At 34.4% G+C, this 17,347-nt stretch carries 15 protein-coding genes and 1 pseudogene; 8 read left to right on the top strand and 8 right to left on the bottom strand.

Annotated elements, in window-relative coordinates:
* Nucleotides 1-129 precede the first annotated feature (129 nt).
* Nucleotides 130-1,533, top strand: a complete 1,404-nt coding sequence (lpdA, locus tag Q9Q97_RS15815) for a dihydrolipoyl dehydrogenase (protein ID WP_306158790.1) — start codon at nt 130-132, stop codon at nt 1,531-1,533.
* Between the two features lie 169 nt (nt 1,534-1,702).
* Nucleotides 1,703-2,245 carry a lipocalin family protein gene (locus Q9Q97_RS15810; protein ID WP_306158788.1) on the top strand — a complete coding sequence of 181 codons (543 nt, stop codon included), beginning with the start codon at nt 1,703-1,705 and terminating at the stop codon, nt 2,243-2,245.
* 63 nt (nt 2,246-2,308) lie between these two features.
* Here the strand turns inward: Q9Q97_RS15810 and Q9Q97_RS15805 are convergent, their stop codons facing one another.
* Complete coding sequence (locus tag Q9Q97_RS15805; RefSeq protein WP_306158786.1) at nt 2,309-2,683, bottom strand: DoxX family membrane protein; 375 nt, start codon at nt 2,681-2,683, stop codon at nt 2,309-2,311.
* A 299-nt stretch (nt 2,684-2,982) separates the two neighbouring features.
* Here Q9Q97_RS15805 and Q9Q97_RS15800 point away from each other — a divergent pair, with 299 nt between their 5' ends.
* The 3 genes from Q9Q97_RS15800 (at nt 2,983) to Q9Q97_RS15790 (ending at nt 7,939) form a co-directional block, all read left to right on the top strand.
* On the top strand, nt 2,983-4,269 hold the full coding sequence (locus Q9Q97_RS15800) for an anthranilate synthase component I family protein (RefSeq protein WP_306158784.1): 1,287 nt from the start codon (nt 2,983-2,985) through the stop codon (nt 4,267-4,269).
* 278 nt (nt 4,270-4,547) lie between these two features.
* Nucleotides 4,548-5,858, top strand: a complete 1,311-nt coding sequence (gene tilS / locus Q9Q97_RS15795; protein ID WP_306158782.1) for a tRNA lysidine(34) synthetase TilS — start codon at nt 4,548-4,550, stop codon at nt 5,856-5,858.
* Complete coding sequence (locus tag Q9Q97_RS15790) at nt 5,858-7,939, top strand: cytochrome c biogenesis protein CcdA (RefSeq protein ID WP_306158781.1); 2,082 nt, start codon at nt 5,858-5,860, stop codon at nt 7,937-7,939. The genes tilS and Q9Q97_RS15790 overlap by 1 nt, the downstream gene beginning before the upstream one ends.
* A 322-nt stretch (nt 7,940-8,261) precedes the next feature.
* On the opposite strand, the gene Q9Q97_RS15785 is transcribed toward Q9Q97_RS15790, so the two are convergent.
* The gene (locus Q9Q97_RS15785; protein WP_306158778.1) at nt 8,262-9,578 is read right to left on the bottom strand and encodes an ammonium transporter; all 1,317 of its coding nucleotides are present in this window, start codon (nt 9,576-9,578) and stop codon (nt 8,262-8,264) included.
* Between the two features lie 316 nt (nt 9,579-9,894).
* On the opposite strand from Q9Q97_RS15785, the gene Q9Q97_RS15780 reads away from it, so the two are divergent.
* The 3 genes and pseudogenes from Q9Q97_RS15780 to Q9Q97_RS15770 all read left to right on the top strand — a co-directional run bounded on the left by Q9Q97_RS15780 (nt 9,895) and on the right by Q9Q97_RS15770 (nt 12,903).
* Nucleotides 9,895-10,869 (top strand): Gfo/Idh/MocA family protein, encoded by a 975-nt coding sequence (locus tag Q9Q97_RS15780; RefSeq protein ID WP_306158776.1) that lies wholly within the window; start codon nt 9,895-9,897, stop codon nt 10,867-10,869.
* Nucleotides 10,870-10,882: 13 nt separating this feature from the next.
* Entirely contained in the window at nt 10,883-11,293 is a 411-nt protein-coding gene (locus Q9Q97_RS15775) for a hypothetical protein (RefSeq protein WP_306158774.1), read from the top strand.
* Nucleotides 11,294-11,368: 75 nt separating this feature from the next.
* Nucleotides 11,369-12,903: pseudogene (locus tag Q9Q97_RS15770) on the top strand (YifB family Mg chelatase-like AAA ATPase).
* Nucleotides 12,904-12,987: 84 nt separating this feature from the next.
* On the opposite strand, the gene Q9Q97_RS15765 reads toward Q9Q97_RS15770, so the two are convergent.
* From Q9Q97_RS15765 to Q9Q97_RS15740, 6 genes are all read right to left on the bottom strand, one after another.
* The gene (locus Q9Q97_RS15765; RefSeq protein ID WP_306158772.1) at nt 12,988-13,857 is read right to left on the bottom strand and encodes an alpha/beta hydrolase; all 870 of its coding nucleotides are present in this window, start codon (nt 13,855-13,857) and stop codon (nt 12,988-12,990) included.
* A gap of 95 nt (nt 13,858-13,952) precedes the next feature.
* Nucleotides 13,953-14,453: an SRPBCC domain-containing protein gene (locus tag Q9Q97_RS15760; RefSeq protein WP_306158770.1), complete on the bottom strand. Its 501-nt coding sequence runs from the start codon at nt 14,451-14,453 to the stop codon at nt 13,953-13,955.
* Between the two features lie 29 nt (nt 14,454-14,482).
* Nucleotides 14,483-14,986 carry an SRPBCC domain-containing protein gene (locus Q9Q97_RS15755; protein ID WP_306158768.1) on the bottom strand — a complete coding sequence of 168 codons (504 nt, stop codon included), beginning with the start codon at nt 14,984-14,986 and terminating at the stop codon, nt 14,483-14,485.
* The gene (locus Q9Q97_RS15750) at nt 14,976-15,302 is read right to left on the bottom strand and encodes a helix-turn-helix transcriptional regulator (RefSeq protein WP_306158766.1); all 327 of its coding nucleotides are present in this window, start codon (nt 15,300-15,302) and stop codon (nt 14,976-14,978) included. Before Q9Q97_RS15750 ends, Q9Q97_RS15755 begins: the two co-directional genes overlap by 11 nt.
* 154 nt (nt 15,303-15,456) lie before the next feature.
* Entirely contained in the window at nt 15,457-16,644 is a 1,188-nt protein-coding gene (locus Q9Q97_RS15745; protein WP_306158763.1) for a hypothetical protein, read from the bottom strand.
* 225 nt (nt 16,645-16,869) lie between these two features.
* Nucleotides 16,870-17,340, bottom strand: coding sequence for a DUF1572 domain-containing protein (locus tag Q9Q97_RS15740; RefSeq protein WP_306158762.1), 471 nt, complete (start codon nt 17,338-17,340; stop codon nt 16,870-16,872).
* Nucleotides 17,341-17,347 lie beyond the last annotated feature (7 nt).

Below are 17,347 nucleotides of genomic sequence, written 5' to 3'. Positions count from 1 at the left end.
TCGCGATAAACCTCCGCTAATCTCTGCGCCACAAAACCTCAAAATTTCACACAAAAAACATTGGAATTTAAACTTTAAACAAAACTTTATTCCTTAAATTTGTGACGCTTAAAATAAAATAGATAAACTATGAGTTCATTTGACGTAGTCATTATAGGTTCAGGTCCTGGCGGATATGTATCAGCAATTCGTTGCGCACAATTAGGTTTCAAAACTGCTATTGTAGAAAAATATAATTCATTAGGAGGAACTTGCCTTAACGTAGGTTGTATTCCTTCAAAAGCATTATTATCATCTTCTCATCATTATGCTGAAATTGCTCATTTTGCAGATCACGGAATCGAAGTTTCTGGTGATGTAAAAATCAATTTAGAGAAAATGATTGCGCGTAAGCAAGCCGTTGTAGATCAAACCGTAGGTGGAATCAACTACTTAATGGATAAAAATAAAATTACTGTTTTCAATGGTTTAGGTTCTTTCGTAGACGCAACGCACATCGCTGTTGCAAAAGCTGACGGAACATCAGAAACTATCGAAGCAAAATATACTGTAATTGCTACAGGATCAAAACCATCTTCTTTACCATTCATCAAAATTGATAAAGAAAGAATCATCACTTCTACTGAAGCTTTAGCTTTAAAAGAAGTTCCAAAACACTTAGTTATCATCGGAGGAGGAGTTATCGGAATCGAGCTTGGACAAGTTTACTTGCGTTTAGGAGCTCAGGTTTCTGTGGTTGAATTCATGGACAGAATCATTCCAGGAATGGACGGTTCATTGTCTAAAGAATTGACTAAAGTGTTGAAAAAACAAGGAATGAAATTCTACGTTTCTCACAAAGTAAAATCAGTTGAAAGAAACGGTGATGCTGTTGTTGTTCAAGCTGAAAATGCAAAAGGAGAAAAAATTACTTTAGAAGGAGATTATTCATTAGTTTCTGTTGGTCGTCGTCCGTACACAGACGGGCTAAATGCTGACAAAGCAGGAGTTAAAATTTCAGACAGAGGACAAGTTGAGGTAAACGATCATTTACAAACTAGTGTTCCAAATATCTACGCAATTGGTGATGTTGTTCGTGGAGCAATGTTAGCGCACAAAGCGGAAGAAGAAGGAGTAATGGTTGCTGAAATCTTAGCAGGTCAAAAACCGCATATCGATTATAACTTAATTCCTGGTGTTGTTTACACTTGGCCAGAGGTTGCAGCTGTTGGACAAACAGAAGAGCAATTGAAAGCTGCAGGAGTGAAATACAAATCTGGAAGTTTCCCATTCAAAGCTTTAGGGCGTGCAAGAGCAAGTGCTGACTTAGATGGATTCGTAAAAATCTTGGCTGACGAAAAAACAGACGAAGTTTTAGGAGTTCACATGATTGGAGCGCGTACAGCAGATTTAATTGCTGAAGCAGTTACTGCAATGGAATTTAAAGCTTCTGCTGAAGATATTTCTAGAATGAGCCATGCGCACCCGACTTTCGCGGAAGCGGTAAAAGAAGCAGCATTGGCAGCTACAGAAAATAGAGCTTTACACGTATAATATACGTAGAAATATATAAACCGTCCCGTCTCGTCAGAATTTGACGAGACGGGACGGTTTTTTTTGTGCTTAAAATTTAAGCTTTGGATCTTATAATAATCAAAAATAATTTTGTAAATTAGATGTGTAATTCTGGTGCTATCTTTATGATTATTAAAAAGATAGGATTATGAAAAATAGATATATAGTTCCAATTCTAATTGGAGCAGGTATTGGGATCGCATTAAGCTCATGCGGAGGCGGAATTCCAAAAAATGCAAAAGCTGTAACAAACTTTGACAGCGCGAAATATCTCGGAAAATGGTACGAAATTGCCAGATTAGATTACAAATGGGAAAGAGATTTGAACAATGTAACAGCCGAGTATTCTTTAAATGAAGATAAAACTATAAAAGTCGATAATAAGGGCTATAATGTCAAAAAAGACAAATGGGAACAAAGTGTCGGGAAAGCTAGATTTGTCAAAAAAGACAATATTGGTATGCTGAAAGTCTCATTTTTTGGTCCTTTTTATTCTGGTTACAATGTCGTTGCAATCGATCCTGATTACAAATATGCGCTTGTGGCCGGAGAAAGTTTAAAATACATGTGGATACTTTCTAGAGAAAAAACAATTCCAGAAAGTGTAAAAGCAGATTTTCTTATCAAAGCTCAGGAAATTGGGTATAACGTAACCGATTTGGTTTGGGTGAAACACGATAAGATGAATTAGAAAACAAAAAGTCCGTCCCGTTAATCTATCGGAACGGACTTTTTGTTTTTATTTAAAAATGATTTATGCTGTAAAAACACTTTTATAATTATCCCAGTATCTGTAAATCAAAAATAAATTTCCTAGAAATAAAAGTACGGCAATAGGCAAGCCTTCGGGTGCAAGAAAATAATTGATAAACAAAATATTTACCGTAATAGGTAAGATCAAGACGTTTGCTAAAGTTACATAACGCCCAGTTACAAATGCAATTCCACAAAGCAGCTCAATTGATTTTGCTAAAGGCATCAAATAAGTCGCAGCCATTAAACCTACATTAAAAGCTTTAAAATTTCCTGTAGTTTCAGGTTCAGGCATCAAGTGAAAAAAGTAACTGATAGAGGCAAAAAGCAGCAAAAGGCCAATTAAAACGCGGACAATAATGGTGGCAATTTTCATAATACTTAGGATTTTTTAGGGTTAAAAAATATAATTAAGTTATTGGAAAAGATGCAATCTAAAAGCTCAAAGTAGAATCACAAATTATGTTTTTTGAGGTTCTTTTTTAAGGATTTTACAATCAAATCAAGGCTGTTTTAGGATTAATCTAATTGTATATCAAATATAACGAATTTTTTCTTATAAAAAGTATGTCTTTTTAACAGTTTTGCAATCAGATTCAAATCATTTGATTATTTTTTTTGCTTTCTGCTAATGAAATAATTTTGTCGTAATTTTGACCTTTAAAATTACCATTTTTGAGAGTTTCCATCCATAAAAATATTGCCAATCCGAAACTGTTTAAGGAGCAGCTTTTAAGTTGGGCGCAGCAATTTCGCGAAGTCGTTTTTTTAGACAGCAATTCTTATCCGCAGCAGTATTCGAGTTTTGACTGCATATTGGCAGTAGATGCTTTTACGTCTTTAAAAACCGATTATTACAATGCTTTTGAAGATTTAAAACAATATCAGCAAAATACAAAAGACTGGCTTTTTGGATATCTTTCTTATGATTTAAAGAATGATGTAGAAAAACTTCAATCCAATAATTTTGATGGTTTGAACTTTCCAGATTTGTTTTTCTTTCAGCCTAAAAAGATTTTTATTTTGAAAGGAAATGAACTTGAAATTCAATATTTAATGCTTTGCGATGATGAGGTTGAAGATGATTTTGAGGAAATCGTAAAAACTCAAACTGAAACGTTTGTCACACTGAGCGGAGTCGAAGTGAAACAACGCATTTCCAAAGAATTGTATATTCAGAAAGTAAATAAAATGCTGGAACATATTCACATTGGAGATATGTACGAAGCCAATTTCTGTATGGAATTTTATGCTGAAAATGCCAATATTAATCCGTTAGAAAAGTTTCAAAAATTAAATGAAATTTCGCAGCCTCCTTTTTCGGTTTTCTTTAAAAATTACAAACACTATCTGCTTTCGGCTTCACCAGAACGTTATCTGAAAAAGGAAGGAGAGAAGATTATTTCGCAGCCAATTAAAGGAACTTCGAGACGTTTTGCAGATCCGGTTGAAGATGAAAAATCGAAGAGTACTTTAGCTATAGACGCAAAAGAAAGAGCTGAAAATATCATGATAACCGATTTGGTTCGAAATGATTTGTCGCACACTTCGCAAAAAGGTTCTGTTGAGGTTGAAGAACTCTGCGGCATCTATTCGTTTTTGCAGGTACATCAAATGATTTCTACAATTACATCAAAATTAGATCCACAATATTCTGCTGTAGATGTTTTAAAAACAACATTCCCAATGGGAAGCATGACAGGTGCGCCGAAGATTTCAGTAATGGAAATTGTCGAAAATCTGGAAGAAACCAAAAGGGGATTGTACAGTGGTGCAGTTGGCTATTTTACACCAGATGGAGATTTTGATTTTAATGTTGTAATCAGAAGTATTTTATACAATCAGGAAAATAAATATGTTTCTTTTTCGGTAGGAAGCGCGATTACAGCACAATCTATTCCCGAAAAAGAATATGAAGAATGCTTGCTGAAAGCGAAAGCAATGCATGAAGTTTTGCAGTAAAAAAATAGCCACGAATTCACGAATTATTTTTTTTCGTAGATTGAACATATTTTTTTGCCACAGATTAAAAAGATTTCCACAGATTTTAAATCATTTTAATTCTTTTAATATGTAGCTATTTAGTTGAAGAAATAATTTGTGGGAATTTGTGTAATTTGTGGCAAAAGAAAATATGCGCCATCAGCATAAAAATAATTCGTGAATTCGTGGCTAATAAAAATATCGCGCTTAACATTTCGTTTGAAAAATAAACAAAACTTATTCTTTACTTTTATCAGATGTTTTTAAAATTCCAAACTCATATCGTTTCGAGATTTCCATTTTTAGCCGAAAAAAAACTTTTTCTGGCTGTAAGTGGTGGGTTAGACAGTATGGTTTTATTGCATTTATTGAATAAACTGCCTTATGAAATTGCAGTTCTACATTGCAATTTTCAACTTCGCGGATTGGAAAGTTTTGGCGATCAAGAATTTATTCAGAACTATTGCGAACAAAACAATATTCCGATTTTTACCACTCATTTTGATACTGAAGCTTTCGCTAAAGATTATAAATTATCAACACAAGTTGCTGCGAGAGAACTTCGTTACAGTTGGTTTTACGAGCTTTTAGAAGAAAAAAACTTCGATTATATTCTGACAGCACATCATGCAGATGATAATCTGGAAACGTTTATCATCAATTTAACGCGAGGAACGGGATTGGAAGGCTTGACGGGAATTCCAGAACAAAACGATAAAATTATTCGTCCGCTTTTGCCTTTTTCAAGAGAAGAAATTTTGAAATATGCAGAAGAAAATAAAATAGAATGGCGTGAAGACAGCAGTAATGCTTCGACTAAATATCTTCGAAATAAAATCCGCCATAATTTAGTTCCTGTTTTAAAAGAAATCAATCCTAACTTTTTGGATGCTTTTCAGAAAACGCAATCCTTTCTTCAAGAATCAAAAGAAATGGTTGAAGATGCTTCGATTATGATTTATCAGCAAGTGGCAAAAGAAGCTGGAGATGATATTCATTTCGATTTAAATCAATTAAAAAAACTTCCCAATTATAAATCGTATTTGTACCAATGGCTGAATGAATTTGGCTTTTCGGCTTGGAATGATATTTATGATCTGGTTGAAGGGCAATCGGGAAAACAAGTTCTTTCAGAGGAATTTAGATTGCTAAAAAATAGAGAAACTTTGATTTTGAGTCCGTTTTCTGAAACGTCAGAAAAGGAAGAATATGAAATTAGTGAAAACGATACAGAAGTTAATTTTCCCTTAAAAATGAGTCTTTGTAACGTAGGTCACACAACATTCGGATCAAATAAAGTTATATTTGTTGATTCCGACAAAATCCAGTTTCCTCTGACTTTGCGTAAATGGAAAGAAGGAGATGTTTTTCAGCCTTTTGGAATGAATGGAAAATCTAAAAAAGTAAGCAAGCTTTTTAAAGATGAAAAATTATCATTAATCGAAAAAGAAAAAACTTGGATTTTATGTTCTGAAAATGAGATAGTCTGGGTTGTCGGAATGAGACAGGACGAACGTTTTAAAATAGAAAAAACCACAAATAAAATACTTAAAATAGAAATACAATAATGAACTTTACTCAAAATCTTCAGACAAGTTTGTCAAAAAACGTTTGGACTAAAACCATTTTACTTTTCTTGTTTTTCTTTGCTTTTGCAAAAGGTAATGCGCAAATTTTAGAGCCAGTAAAATGGACTTCTAAAATTGAGAAAAAAGGAAACAATGCCATTTTGATTTTTGATGGAACAATCGAAAAAGACTGGCACATGTATTCGCAGTTTACACCAGACGGCGGACCTTTAGCATTAGAAATCACTTTTAAAAATCAAAAAGGAAATTATGAGCTGGTTGGAAAAGCGAAAGAAGGCAAAACCAGAACCGCTTTTAATGATGTTTTTGGCGTAGATGAAACTTTCTTTGAAGGAAAAGCACACATCGAGCAAGAAATTAAAATCATTAACCCAAACTTAAAAACGGTTGATGTAGATTTTGATTTTCAGGTTTGTAAAGAAGTTTGTATCAATTCGAGTAAGAAATTCTCTATCGCAGTTCCTTCGACTTTTAAAATGAGTGAAGTTCCAGTTGTGACAGAAGTTAAGGCCGATGAAACTAAAGTAGTTGGTTTGGCTGTTGACACAGTTAAAACAGAAGAAGCAGTTCAGCCAAAAGTTGAAAAGACAGCAGAAACAGCAAAAGAAGAAATTCCTGCTCCAGCGCCTGCAAGAAGTTTATGGTCAATCTTTTTTATTGCTTTCTTATCAGGATTTGCGGCATTATTGACACCATGCGTTTTCCCAATGATTCCGATGACAGTAAGTTTCTTTACGAAACAAAGTAAAAGCCGTGCTAAAGGAATTAGAAATGCAATTATTTACGGTTTTTCTATTATTGCTATTTATGTTGTTTTAGGTCTTATTGTGACTAAAATATTTGGCGCCGATGCCTTAAATGCGTTGTCTACAGATGTTTGGTTCAATCTTATTTTCTTCGTAATCTTAATCATTTTTGCTACTTCTTTCTTGGGAGCTTTTGAAATTATGCTTCCAAATTCATGGGCAAACAAAGCCGATCAGCAAGCCGACAAAGGCGGTTTAATCGGAATATTATTCATGGCTTTGGCTTTGGCAATTGTCTCTTTTTCTTGTACAGGGCCAATTGTTGGAACATTATTAGTTGAAGCAGCTTCAAACGGTGGAATAGCTCCAATTGTTGGAATGTTAGGTTTCTCATTAGCATTAGCGCTTCCGTTTATGTTGTTTGCTATGTTCCCAGGTTGGTTAAATTCATTGCCAAAATCGGGTGGATGGTTGAATACGGTTAAAGTCGTTTTAGGATTTTTAGAATTGGCTTTAGCATTCAAATTTTTATCAAATGCCGATTTGGTTTTACAATTGCATTTCTTAGAAAGAGAAGTGTTTATTGCCATCTGGATCGCTATTTTCGGAGCTTTGACTTTATATTTATTCGGAAAAATTACATTGCCTCACGATAGTCCGACAAATCACATCTCAGTTGGAAGACTTTATTTAGGATTATTGACTTTAGTGTTTACTATGTATTTAATTCCAGGGCTTTGGGGAGCACCTTTAAAATTAATCAGTGCATTCCCGCCGCCACCGCAATATAGCGAAAGTCCGTTTGGAGTTGGAGGATCAGGAAACGGAGCAGTTTCAGCTGGATCTATAAAAGGTCTTCCTGAAGGGGCAGAATTAGGTCCGCACGGAATTATGGTTTTCCATGATTACAAAGATGGATTAGCTTACGCAAAAGAAATCAATAAGCCCATTATGCTCGATTTTACAGGTTATGCCTGTGTAAATTGCAGAAAAATGGAAAACAATGTTTGGTCTGAACCAGCAATTTTACCAATTCTAAAAAATGATGTGGTTCTAGTTTCGCTTTATGTTGATGATAAACGTGAATTGCCAAAAGAAGAGCAATTTGTTACTGCGGCAGGTGATAAAATTGAAACTATAGGTGACAAATGGACTGATTTTATGATTTCTAAATATAAAACCAATACACAGCCCTTATATGTGATTACAGATTTAGAAGGAAATAATATGAATGCTTCTAAACCAACAATAAGCTATGTAAGTGCTGATGAATATTTAAAATGGTTGAAAGAAGGGATTGCTAATTTTAAGTAATTGGGTCAATTAGATAATTAGATAATTAGTCAATTAGAAAATTAGAAATAGAATATTAAACACTCTATAGCAATCTGAAATCTACAATCTAAAATTTAAAATAATAATAAAAGGTTAATTCAAACAAAAAACGCTCTAAATATTTAGAGCGTTTTTTTATGGGGGACAAAAAAGGGAACTAACTGTATTACTAGATTTTTTATTATCGCACTAGTAATACTTTTTAAAATGTGTTAAAGGAATCTATTAAAGCAAAAAGCACTCTAAGTCAAATTTAGAGTGCTTTTTTATTTATCAAGTAATGTGAGAAGGGAATTTATTCTTATAAGAATTCTCCGTGTTGAGAGATGTCTAATCCTAGTTCTTCTTTTTCTTCAGAAACTCTTAGTGGTGTAATTTTGTTAACGATGAAAAATAAAGCGTAAGAAGCTACAAAGGCAAAGATTGAAACGATAACCAAAGCAGTTAATTGGTTGATGAATAATGTTGGAGTTCCGAAGATTAAACCTTGGTTATCTCCAACAGCAGGATTGATTGCTTTTGAAGCGAAAACTCCAGTTAAAAGCATACCTACCATACCACCAACACCGTGACAAGCAAATACATCAAGAGCATCGTCGATTTTTCCTTTAGGGAATTTGCTTACTACAATGTTACTTACAATTGCAGAGAATAAACCGATGAAAATAGCGTGAGATATACTTACGAAACCGGCCGCAGGCGTAATAGCAACAAGACCTACAACAGCTCCGATACAAGCTCCAAGAGCAGATAATTTGTGTCCTAAAATTTTATCAAGGAAAACCCAAGCCATTGCAGCGGCAGCGGCAGCAACTGTAGTTGTTCCTAAAGCTTGAGCAGCAAGACCATTTGCACCTAAAGCAGATCCCGCGTTGAAACCAAACCATCCGAACCAAAGTAAACCTGTTCCTAGTAATACATAAGTAATTCTAGCAGGATTTGCTTTTTGAACTTTTCTTTTTCCTAAGAAAATAGCTCCAGCCAATGCAGCCCATCCAGCACTCATGTGTACCACTGTTCCTCCAGCAAAGTCCAAAACTCCCATCTTGAAGAAAACTCCATCAGGATGCCAAGTCATGTGAGCAAGTGGAGTATATATCAATAATATGAATAAAACCATAAATAGCAAATAAGCCCAGAAACGGATACGTTCTGCAAATGCTCCAGTGATTAATGCAGGAGTAATGATGGCGAATTTTGCCTGAAATAATGCGAATAAAATAAATGGAATTGTTGGTGCAAGGCTCCATGCTGTATTCGTTCCAACTCCTTCAAAGAATAAATTATAAGATGGGTTTCCGATAATTCCTCCAATTGTTGGTCCAAAAGCCAATCCAAAAGCAACAACTGTCCATAGAATAGTAACAATTACCATTGCCATAAAACTTTGAAGCATAGTACTAATTACGTTCTTCTTACCTACCATACCTCCGTAGAAAAATCCTAATCCAGGTGTCATTAACAATACAAATGCAGTTGCAACGATCATCCAGGCAGTATCTCCTGTATCAAACTTTACAGCTTCTGCAGGAATTGGGTTGTCTGCAATGATAAAGTTCGAAATAAAGGTTAGTACTAAAATCGTGATAAGAATCACACTTAAAATAATTTTTCGCATAGTTATTTAGTTTTAAATTTTTTATAAAAGTATAAAATGATTTGATACCCCATAAAAAAATGGGGGGTATGTGTTTAATTTTTGTTAAATTTAAAATTTAACCCCTATCATTTTGCGTAGATTTCTTAAAACAAACTTAAAATTTACAATTTAGCAACATTCTTTTTTCACTTAGCGTCATTTTTGATAATTTTTGGGGTAATTGATTGCTATTTTTTGTAGGATAATAGATATTTGTTGTTTAAAAAACGTCTAGAGTTTGTTGTAAAGAATATTTTTTAATCTTTTTAACAATTTTGGTGATTATTATATAAGAATGGAAAATAGAAAAATTAAATGGGGAATTGTGGGACTTGGAAATATTGCAAGACAGTTTGCATCAGATTTGTTATTGATTGAAAATGCTGAATTGACCGCAGTTGCGTCTAGAGATTTTTCTAAAGCAGAGCAGTTTGGCGGAAAATTCAATGCTTTAAGAATGTATAATTCCTATGATTTGCTTTTTGAAGATCCAGAAGTTGAAATTGTTTATATCGCAACTCCTCATAATTCTCATGCCGAATTGTCTATAAAAGCAATGGAAAATGGCAAACACGTTTTATGCGAAAAGCCAATGGCATTATCTTATAACGATGCAGAAAGAATGGTTGAGGCTTCTAAAAAGCACAATACATTTTTTATGGAAGCATTTTGGACACGATTTATACCATCGGTTCAAGATGTTTTGCACAAAATCAATAATGGAGCAATTGGAAACGTCAACTATATAAAAGCCGATTTTGCCTTTCACGGAAGTGAAATAGAAAATAAAAGGCTTTTTGATAAAGAATTGGGTGGCGGCGCTTTATTTGATATTGGTGTTTATCCGTTATTTCTCTCCTATATAGTATTAGGAAATCCAAAACAGATTTTAGCGAGCGCCATCAAACATAAAAACAATATTGATTTGCAGACTTCGATGATTCTGCAATATGAATCGGCACAATCGGTCTTACATGCTTCTATCGTTTCAGATTCTGACATGAAAGCCGTTATTGCTGGAACAGAAGGCCGAATAGAGTTAAACGCGCCGTGGTTTGTTGCAGATGGTTATTCTCTATTTAAAAATGAAGAAAAAGAAGCTGTTTTCACTTTACCAACTCTCGGAAAAGGATATTCTCATGAAATTATCGAATGCCAGAATTGTATATTGAATAATCAAATTGAAAGTGAGTTTTGGTCACATCAGAATTGTTTGGATTTGAGTGGGATTATGGAGGAGGTTAAGAATCAGATTGAGTTACCATTTTAATAATTAAAATTATATGATTGAGAAAACAGAATATCTTGCAAATAAAATAAATGAGTTTGTTGAAAAATATGGAGAAGTACCTCCTCAATGGATTTTCAAAGAAGATTCACATCCATATAGTATTTTTTGGAGAATGGGAAGTGGTGACGAATTTTGCGACTGTCTTTACATTTGGTTTGTAGAGAATCTTAAAACAACGGAACAAAAACTAGATTATTTTAAGAAATATTCTCCTCCGCCAAGATGGCTAGCTACAGTAATTGAAGATACTTGGGAAGTAGAAGGATGGAACGAACCATTTTTTGATTATACTCCTTATTTAAAAAAACTTGAAGAATATGGTTTTGAAGGTACGTCTGAATATGAAAAAGATTTAGAAGATCAAAAATGGCTTGATATAGAAAATGATTTAAATAAAAAGTAATAAAATATTTACAAAAAATGTTTTGTACTCGTATTTAATTAAATACTTTTACTTTTTATAAGAATTTATTTATTTATGTTAACAAAAGTTTACGGAAGTGCTGTATTTGGTGTTGAGGCGACAACGATTACAGTTGAAGTTCATATGGATGCAGGAATTGGATATCATTTAGTTGGTCTTCCAGATAGTGCGATAAAAGAAAGTAGTTTTAGAATTGCGGCGGCGCTCAAAAATAATGGCTATAAGATGCCAGGAAAGCGAATTACTATTAATATGGCTCCGGCAGATCTTCGCAAAGAAGGTTCCTCTTATGATTTGACTTTGACAATGGGAATTCTGGTCGGTTCAGATCAGATCAAAGCTCCTGAAATTGAGCAGTATATCATTATGGGCGAACTTTCTTTAGACGGAAGTCTGCAGCCTATTCGCGGTGCTTTGCCTATTGCCATAAAAGCCAAAGAAGAAGGTTATAAAGGATTTTTTCTTCCGATTCAAAATGTAAAAGAAGCGGCTATTGTAGCAGGTTTAGATGTGTATGGAGTTTCAAATCTCAAAGAAATTATCGATTTTTTCTCGGGAAAAGGAACACTGCAACCCACAGTTATCGATACAAGAGCAGAATTCTACAAAACATTAGACTTTCCAGAATTTGATTTTTCAGATGTTCGCGGACAAGAAAGCATCAAACGGTGCATGGAAATCGCTGCAGCGGGCGGACATAATATTATTTTAATTGGTCCGCCGGGAGCAGGAAAAACCATGTTGGCCAAACGAGTTCCGAGTATTTTGCCACCGATGACTTTGCGTGAAGCTTTGGAAACGACTAAAATTCATAGCGTTGCCGGAAAATTAAAAGAAGTCGGATTGATGAATCAACGGCCATTTAGAAGTCCGCATATACTATTTCGAATGTTGCGTTGGTTGGAGGAGGAAGTTATCCGCAGCCTGGCGAAATCTCAATGGCACATAATGGCGTTTTGTTTTTGGATGAATTGCCAGAATTTAAACGTGATGTTTTAGAAGTGATGCGTCAGCCATTAGAAGACCGTGAAGTAACCATTTCGAGAGCTAAATTTACTATTACCTATCCTTCATCTTTTATGCTCGTGGCGAGTATGAATCCAAGTCCGAGCGGATTCTTTAACGATCCGAGTGCGCCAAATACTTCCTCGCCACACGAAATGCAGCGTTATATGAGTAAAATTTCGGGTCCGTTATTAGATCGAATAGATATTCATATCGAAGTGACGCCAGTTCCGTTTGAGAAATTAGCCGAAGAGCGAAAGGCAGAAAGCAGTGTAGAAATTCGTAAACGCGTCACGGCTGCGAGAGAAATCCAAACCAAAAGATTTGAAACGGTCGAAAATGTACATTACAACGCTCAAATGAGTAGTAAATTGATTCGAGAGTTTTGCGTTTTAGACGAACCTTCAAAGGCATTATTGAAAACCGCAATGGAACGATTAAATCTTTCTGCAAGAGCTTATGACAGGATTTTGAAAGTTTCGAGAACCATCGCCGACTTAGATCATTCAGAAAATATTATTTCGTCTCATATTGCCGAAGCGATTCAATATAGAAGTTTGGATAGAGAAGGGTGGTTGGGGTAAAATTGTAAAATGTAAAATGTGAAATGTAAAATGTGAAAATGGGATCTTTTACTTTTCACATTTTACATTTCACAATAAAAAAATCTATTCTTTAACTGTTGGATAAAAGAACTTAAAAGAATTGGCAACAGCAGGATGCAGAATCGTTCCGTGGTTTTCTTCAGGAAAATAATCAAAATAGACTTTGATGTTTTTACTTTTAGATTCTTTTAGTTTTTCTGTCAGTAAGTTGGCGTCAACTTCCATAACTCGTGGCATTGCGGTTGGAGCTAAACCTTCTTTTCCTACTGCGACATAAATTTCTGTTTTTTGACTAAAATTCGCTTTTAGAATTTCTGAATCCAAATCCAATATTGAACCGTTATTCCACCACAAACTCGGACTCACAATAACATATTTATTAAAAAGAAATGGCTTTTTAAGCAAGATTTCAGTCTCTAATAATCCGCCTAGAGATTGGCCAATTATGGTTTTAGATTCATTGGTTTTATAGTTTTTATCCATAAAAGGCTGTAATTCTTTTTCGATAAAAGCAATAAACTGATCAGAATGGCCAGTAGTTGGAAAACGACTTTTGTCCTTTTCAACAGTTGTTGGAAAAGTAAAATCTCTTCTGCGGTCTACGGTTGCAATACCCACAACAATAGATTTCGGAACCTGATTGATCCATTCAAAACTATTAAACTGAACTAGTCCAGAAATATGGATAAAATCTTCATTGGCAGAACCGTCCAATAAATAAATAACAGGATATTTTGTAGCTTCAGCAGGATTATAACCTTCAGGAAGATAAATGTTTAGAATTCTTTTTTCGTTTAATTCTTTCGATTGAATTTCGTCAATAACGCCTAGTACAAAAGGTTTTGAAGTTTCTACGGTTTTAGTTTTATTCTTTTGGCTGAATAACGTAGTTTGGCAAATAAGCAAAAAGATCAGAGCAAAAAATCTGTTCATTGATAGTAAATAAATATTTTATCTAACGAAAATACAAATTTAATAGCAGTTCAAATTTTTTACACTGACCTTTATTTTTTTGATTTCAGAAATAATTATGCTTTCTCTTCAAAAATTTTATCCAAACCTTCCATAGCAATAGTGAAACCTTCTTTAAAGCCCATTTGTAGGATCGCTTCCAGGTCAGAAAGTTTTTCATGTTTAATTACCACATCAACAAAAGTAGAGCCTTCCTTTTCAGCGAACGTAACATCCCAGTCAGAACGCGGCAACTCGTTGTTTAAATTTCCTTCGCTGTCGCAAAAAGCATCCAACCATTTTACATTTGTTTTCGCATCTATCGAAGTGTAATCTGCAAGTGCCCAATGTTCTTCACCTTCAGGACCAACCATTGCGTATAATCTTCGTCCGCCTTCCTTAAATTCCATGCTTTTTGTTTCCGATTTCCACGGAGCTGGCGCCCACCACAAATCCAGAATTTGAGGTTCTGTCCACGCTGACCAAACTTGAGGCAGCGATGCATTAAATTCGCGTTTTACATGTACCGTATTCGTTTCTTTGTTTACGGTAAAATCCATTAAAAGATTATTTTTCATATTCTTAAGATTTTAATTCGACGTTAATTTTATTTCTTTCTACTTTCAAAAATAGTATCCAAAGTTTTCATAGTTGCCGTCATGCCTTCTTTAAAGCCCATCTCAACTATTTTCAGTAAATCTTCCAGACTGTCTCTGGTTATGGCGATATCAACAATTGTTCTTTCACCTTTTTCAGAAAAATTGATATCCCAATATGAACTTCCAAATTCTGAATTGGGATTTCCGTCAGCGTCACAAAAAGTGGCAGCATATTTAAAGTTTGTTTTTGGCGATATTGAGCTGTAGTCAAAAGTGCTCCAGCGTTTTTGATCTTCTGGTCCAACCATTGCATAAAGTCTTCTGCCGCCTTCTTTAAATTCCATTATTTTGGTTTCAGATTTAAACGGAAGCGGCGCCCACCACTGATCTAATATTTCGGCTTCTGTCCATGCAGACCATACGTCCGAAAGAGGAGCGTCAAATTCTCGTTTAATATTTACCATTTTGTTTTCCTTGTCAATCGAAAAATTCATTAATAGATTACTTTCCATTTTCTTTAGATTTTAAATTCATTAATACTTGATCCAATTGACTAAAACGCTGTTCCCAAATTGCCTTAAATTGTTCCAACCATTGATCGATTTCTTTCATTTTATCAATTTTGAGCTGATAATAAATTTCTCTGCCCAATTTCTTTTCTTCCAATAAATCACATTCATTCAATATTTTAATGTGTTTAGAGACAGCCTGTCTTGTAGTTTGAAACTGCTCCGCAATGGCATTTGGCGTCAATGCACTCGAAGAAATCAAAACTAATATTGCCCTTCTCGTCGGATCGGCAATTGCTTGAAAAATATCTCTTTTCATTTTTTTAAAACATTAATTAGCAACTAATCAGTTGCAAATATACGCAACTTTTTGGTTGCGCAATTTAAAACTGAGATTTTTTTTAATGAAAAGAACTTAAACAAAAAAAGATGCATCAAAAATGCATCTTTTTTATTATAAGCGTGTTATATAATTATCTTCTAAATTTATTTTTTACAATGATGTCTTTTAGCTTGGTTTTCAGGTCTTCACCTGTATCAAAAACCATCTGTTCGTTATTCGGAAACGCAACAGCACGTCTGTCAAAATAAGCTAAATAATTATCGTCGCAAGCACCTCTGTTTCCTTTGTAAGTCGAATAAACATTTTCAAAAACATACTCGCTGCTAATTGGGAAAGTCTGAACTAACTGATTGCTTTTTAAATCTATATAATCAACTTTTGCCGTTACCAAACAAGATTTAAATTGCCTGAATTCATACACCGTTGCACGAAGCGTTTTATAATTATCTACTTTAATTTCTTTGCCTAAACTATCTTTTACAGGCCTTCCGCGACTGTCCAAAAGTGTTTTTACCCCGTCTTTTACCTGTCTTTCTTTAATAAATTCCTTCTCCTTAATCTGTTCTGGCGAAATAGCAATCTGTCTAAAACTCAGAATCAGACTGTAATCGTATGTCACATTTTTTTGTCTAGAACTGTGATAAACTGTCCATTTATCGTTCAATCCGTAGGTTTTAAAATCCAATAAATCTTCTTGAAGGACTTTCGGAATCACCATATTCGTTTCGTTTTTAGCATAAACGTCTACAAAATCAGTCCCTTTAAAAAGCGCATCATCCATCAGCTTTTTTGTGTTTTTGTAGCCTGGATTAATACTTTCCAAATAAGCAAAATCATCGTAAGCTTTTCTAAAATCCATTTTATTATTCGATTTCAAAAGAGCCGAAGCATTCTCGTACAAATATTTAGAAAGAGCATTTTTACTGTTTACAAGCTCATCAGAATAATTTTCAAAAGGAAAATACGCATTTTTCCCCTGCTTCAATAAAGGCAAAGGCAAAATCGGCCTAATTTTTTCCTGACGGTTATTAAGCTGTAAATAAGTAGTATAAATACGCTCAGCATTTGCAGGATTGTTCTCTTTATTCAGCATTTCCAAATTACGAGTGTCTCGATCTTTCGCTTTTGCAAAAGCCTCTTCCAGTAAATAAACATAATCTTGTTTGCCTTTAGAATCCTTTTTGGTGCGAAGCGCTTCAACAGCACGATCAATCGCGCCATCATAATTTCCGTCGCTAAGCATTGATTGTGTTGTTTTTACCCCGCAAGACGAAAAGGCCAAAAACAATATAGAAAATAGAAAAGTAATTTTTTGCATAGTCTGTTTTTTGAAGGTGTAAATATATCTTTTTTAACTTTCAACAACTATGCCTTTTTCTAATTTATTTAAGGAGCAGAAAGGCTGTTTTTCATAGGAAGCACCTGTCCCGCTGTCCGCTATATCTTTTATGGCGAACCCCGCCATAAAAGGATGCCGCTCCCATCGGGGCTAGATTATAAATTTTGTTTTTTATAAGAAACATAACAACGGCTTTCGACAGCTTTAGGCTTTTAGCAATAACTTTTTAATCAAAACAATTTGTCCTAAATGATAATAACTGTGCTCAATCATAGCTTCGATATTTCTTCTGTAAGTTCCATATTTAACATCTACAAAACCTTCATCGAGTTTTTCGTCAGGCATTTTTTCTACCAGCGAAGCAAATTCTTCGGCATCATTCCAAAACTGATTCAGAAAAGCATTCCATTGTTCTTGCGAATGAATTGGCGGAAAATCAAAACTAAATTTGTCTTTAATATCGAGTGTCCCACCTTTAAAAACCTGATTGATCCCGTTGATGTAATAATGAATATGCTGCGCCAAAACCGCAATTGTATTTAAATTCTCAACCGGACTCACCGCAATTTTCCAATCTAGATTTTCAAGCTGATCTTTAAAATTGGTATTTGCAATCCAAGTTCCGTTTAAAATGACTTCTCTGAAACGATTTGCAATTTCTGTTGTGCTTTTCATATTCAAA

It is taken from the genome of Flavobacterium sp. DG2-3, from assembly GCF_030730925.1.
Taxonomy (GTDB): Bacteria; Bacteroidota; Bacteroidia; order Flavobacteriales; family Flavobacteriaceae; genus Flavobacterium.
Note: the sequence above shows the minus strand (reverse complement) of the source record. Positions and strands in the feature narration are given on the sequence as shown.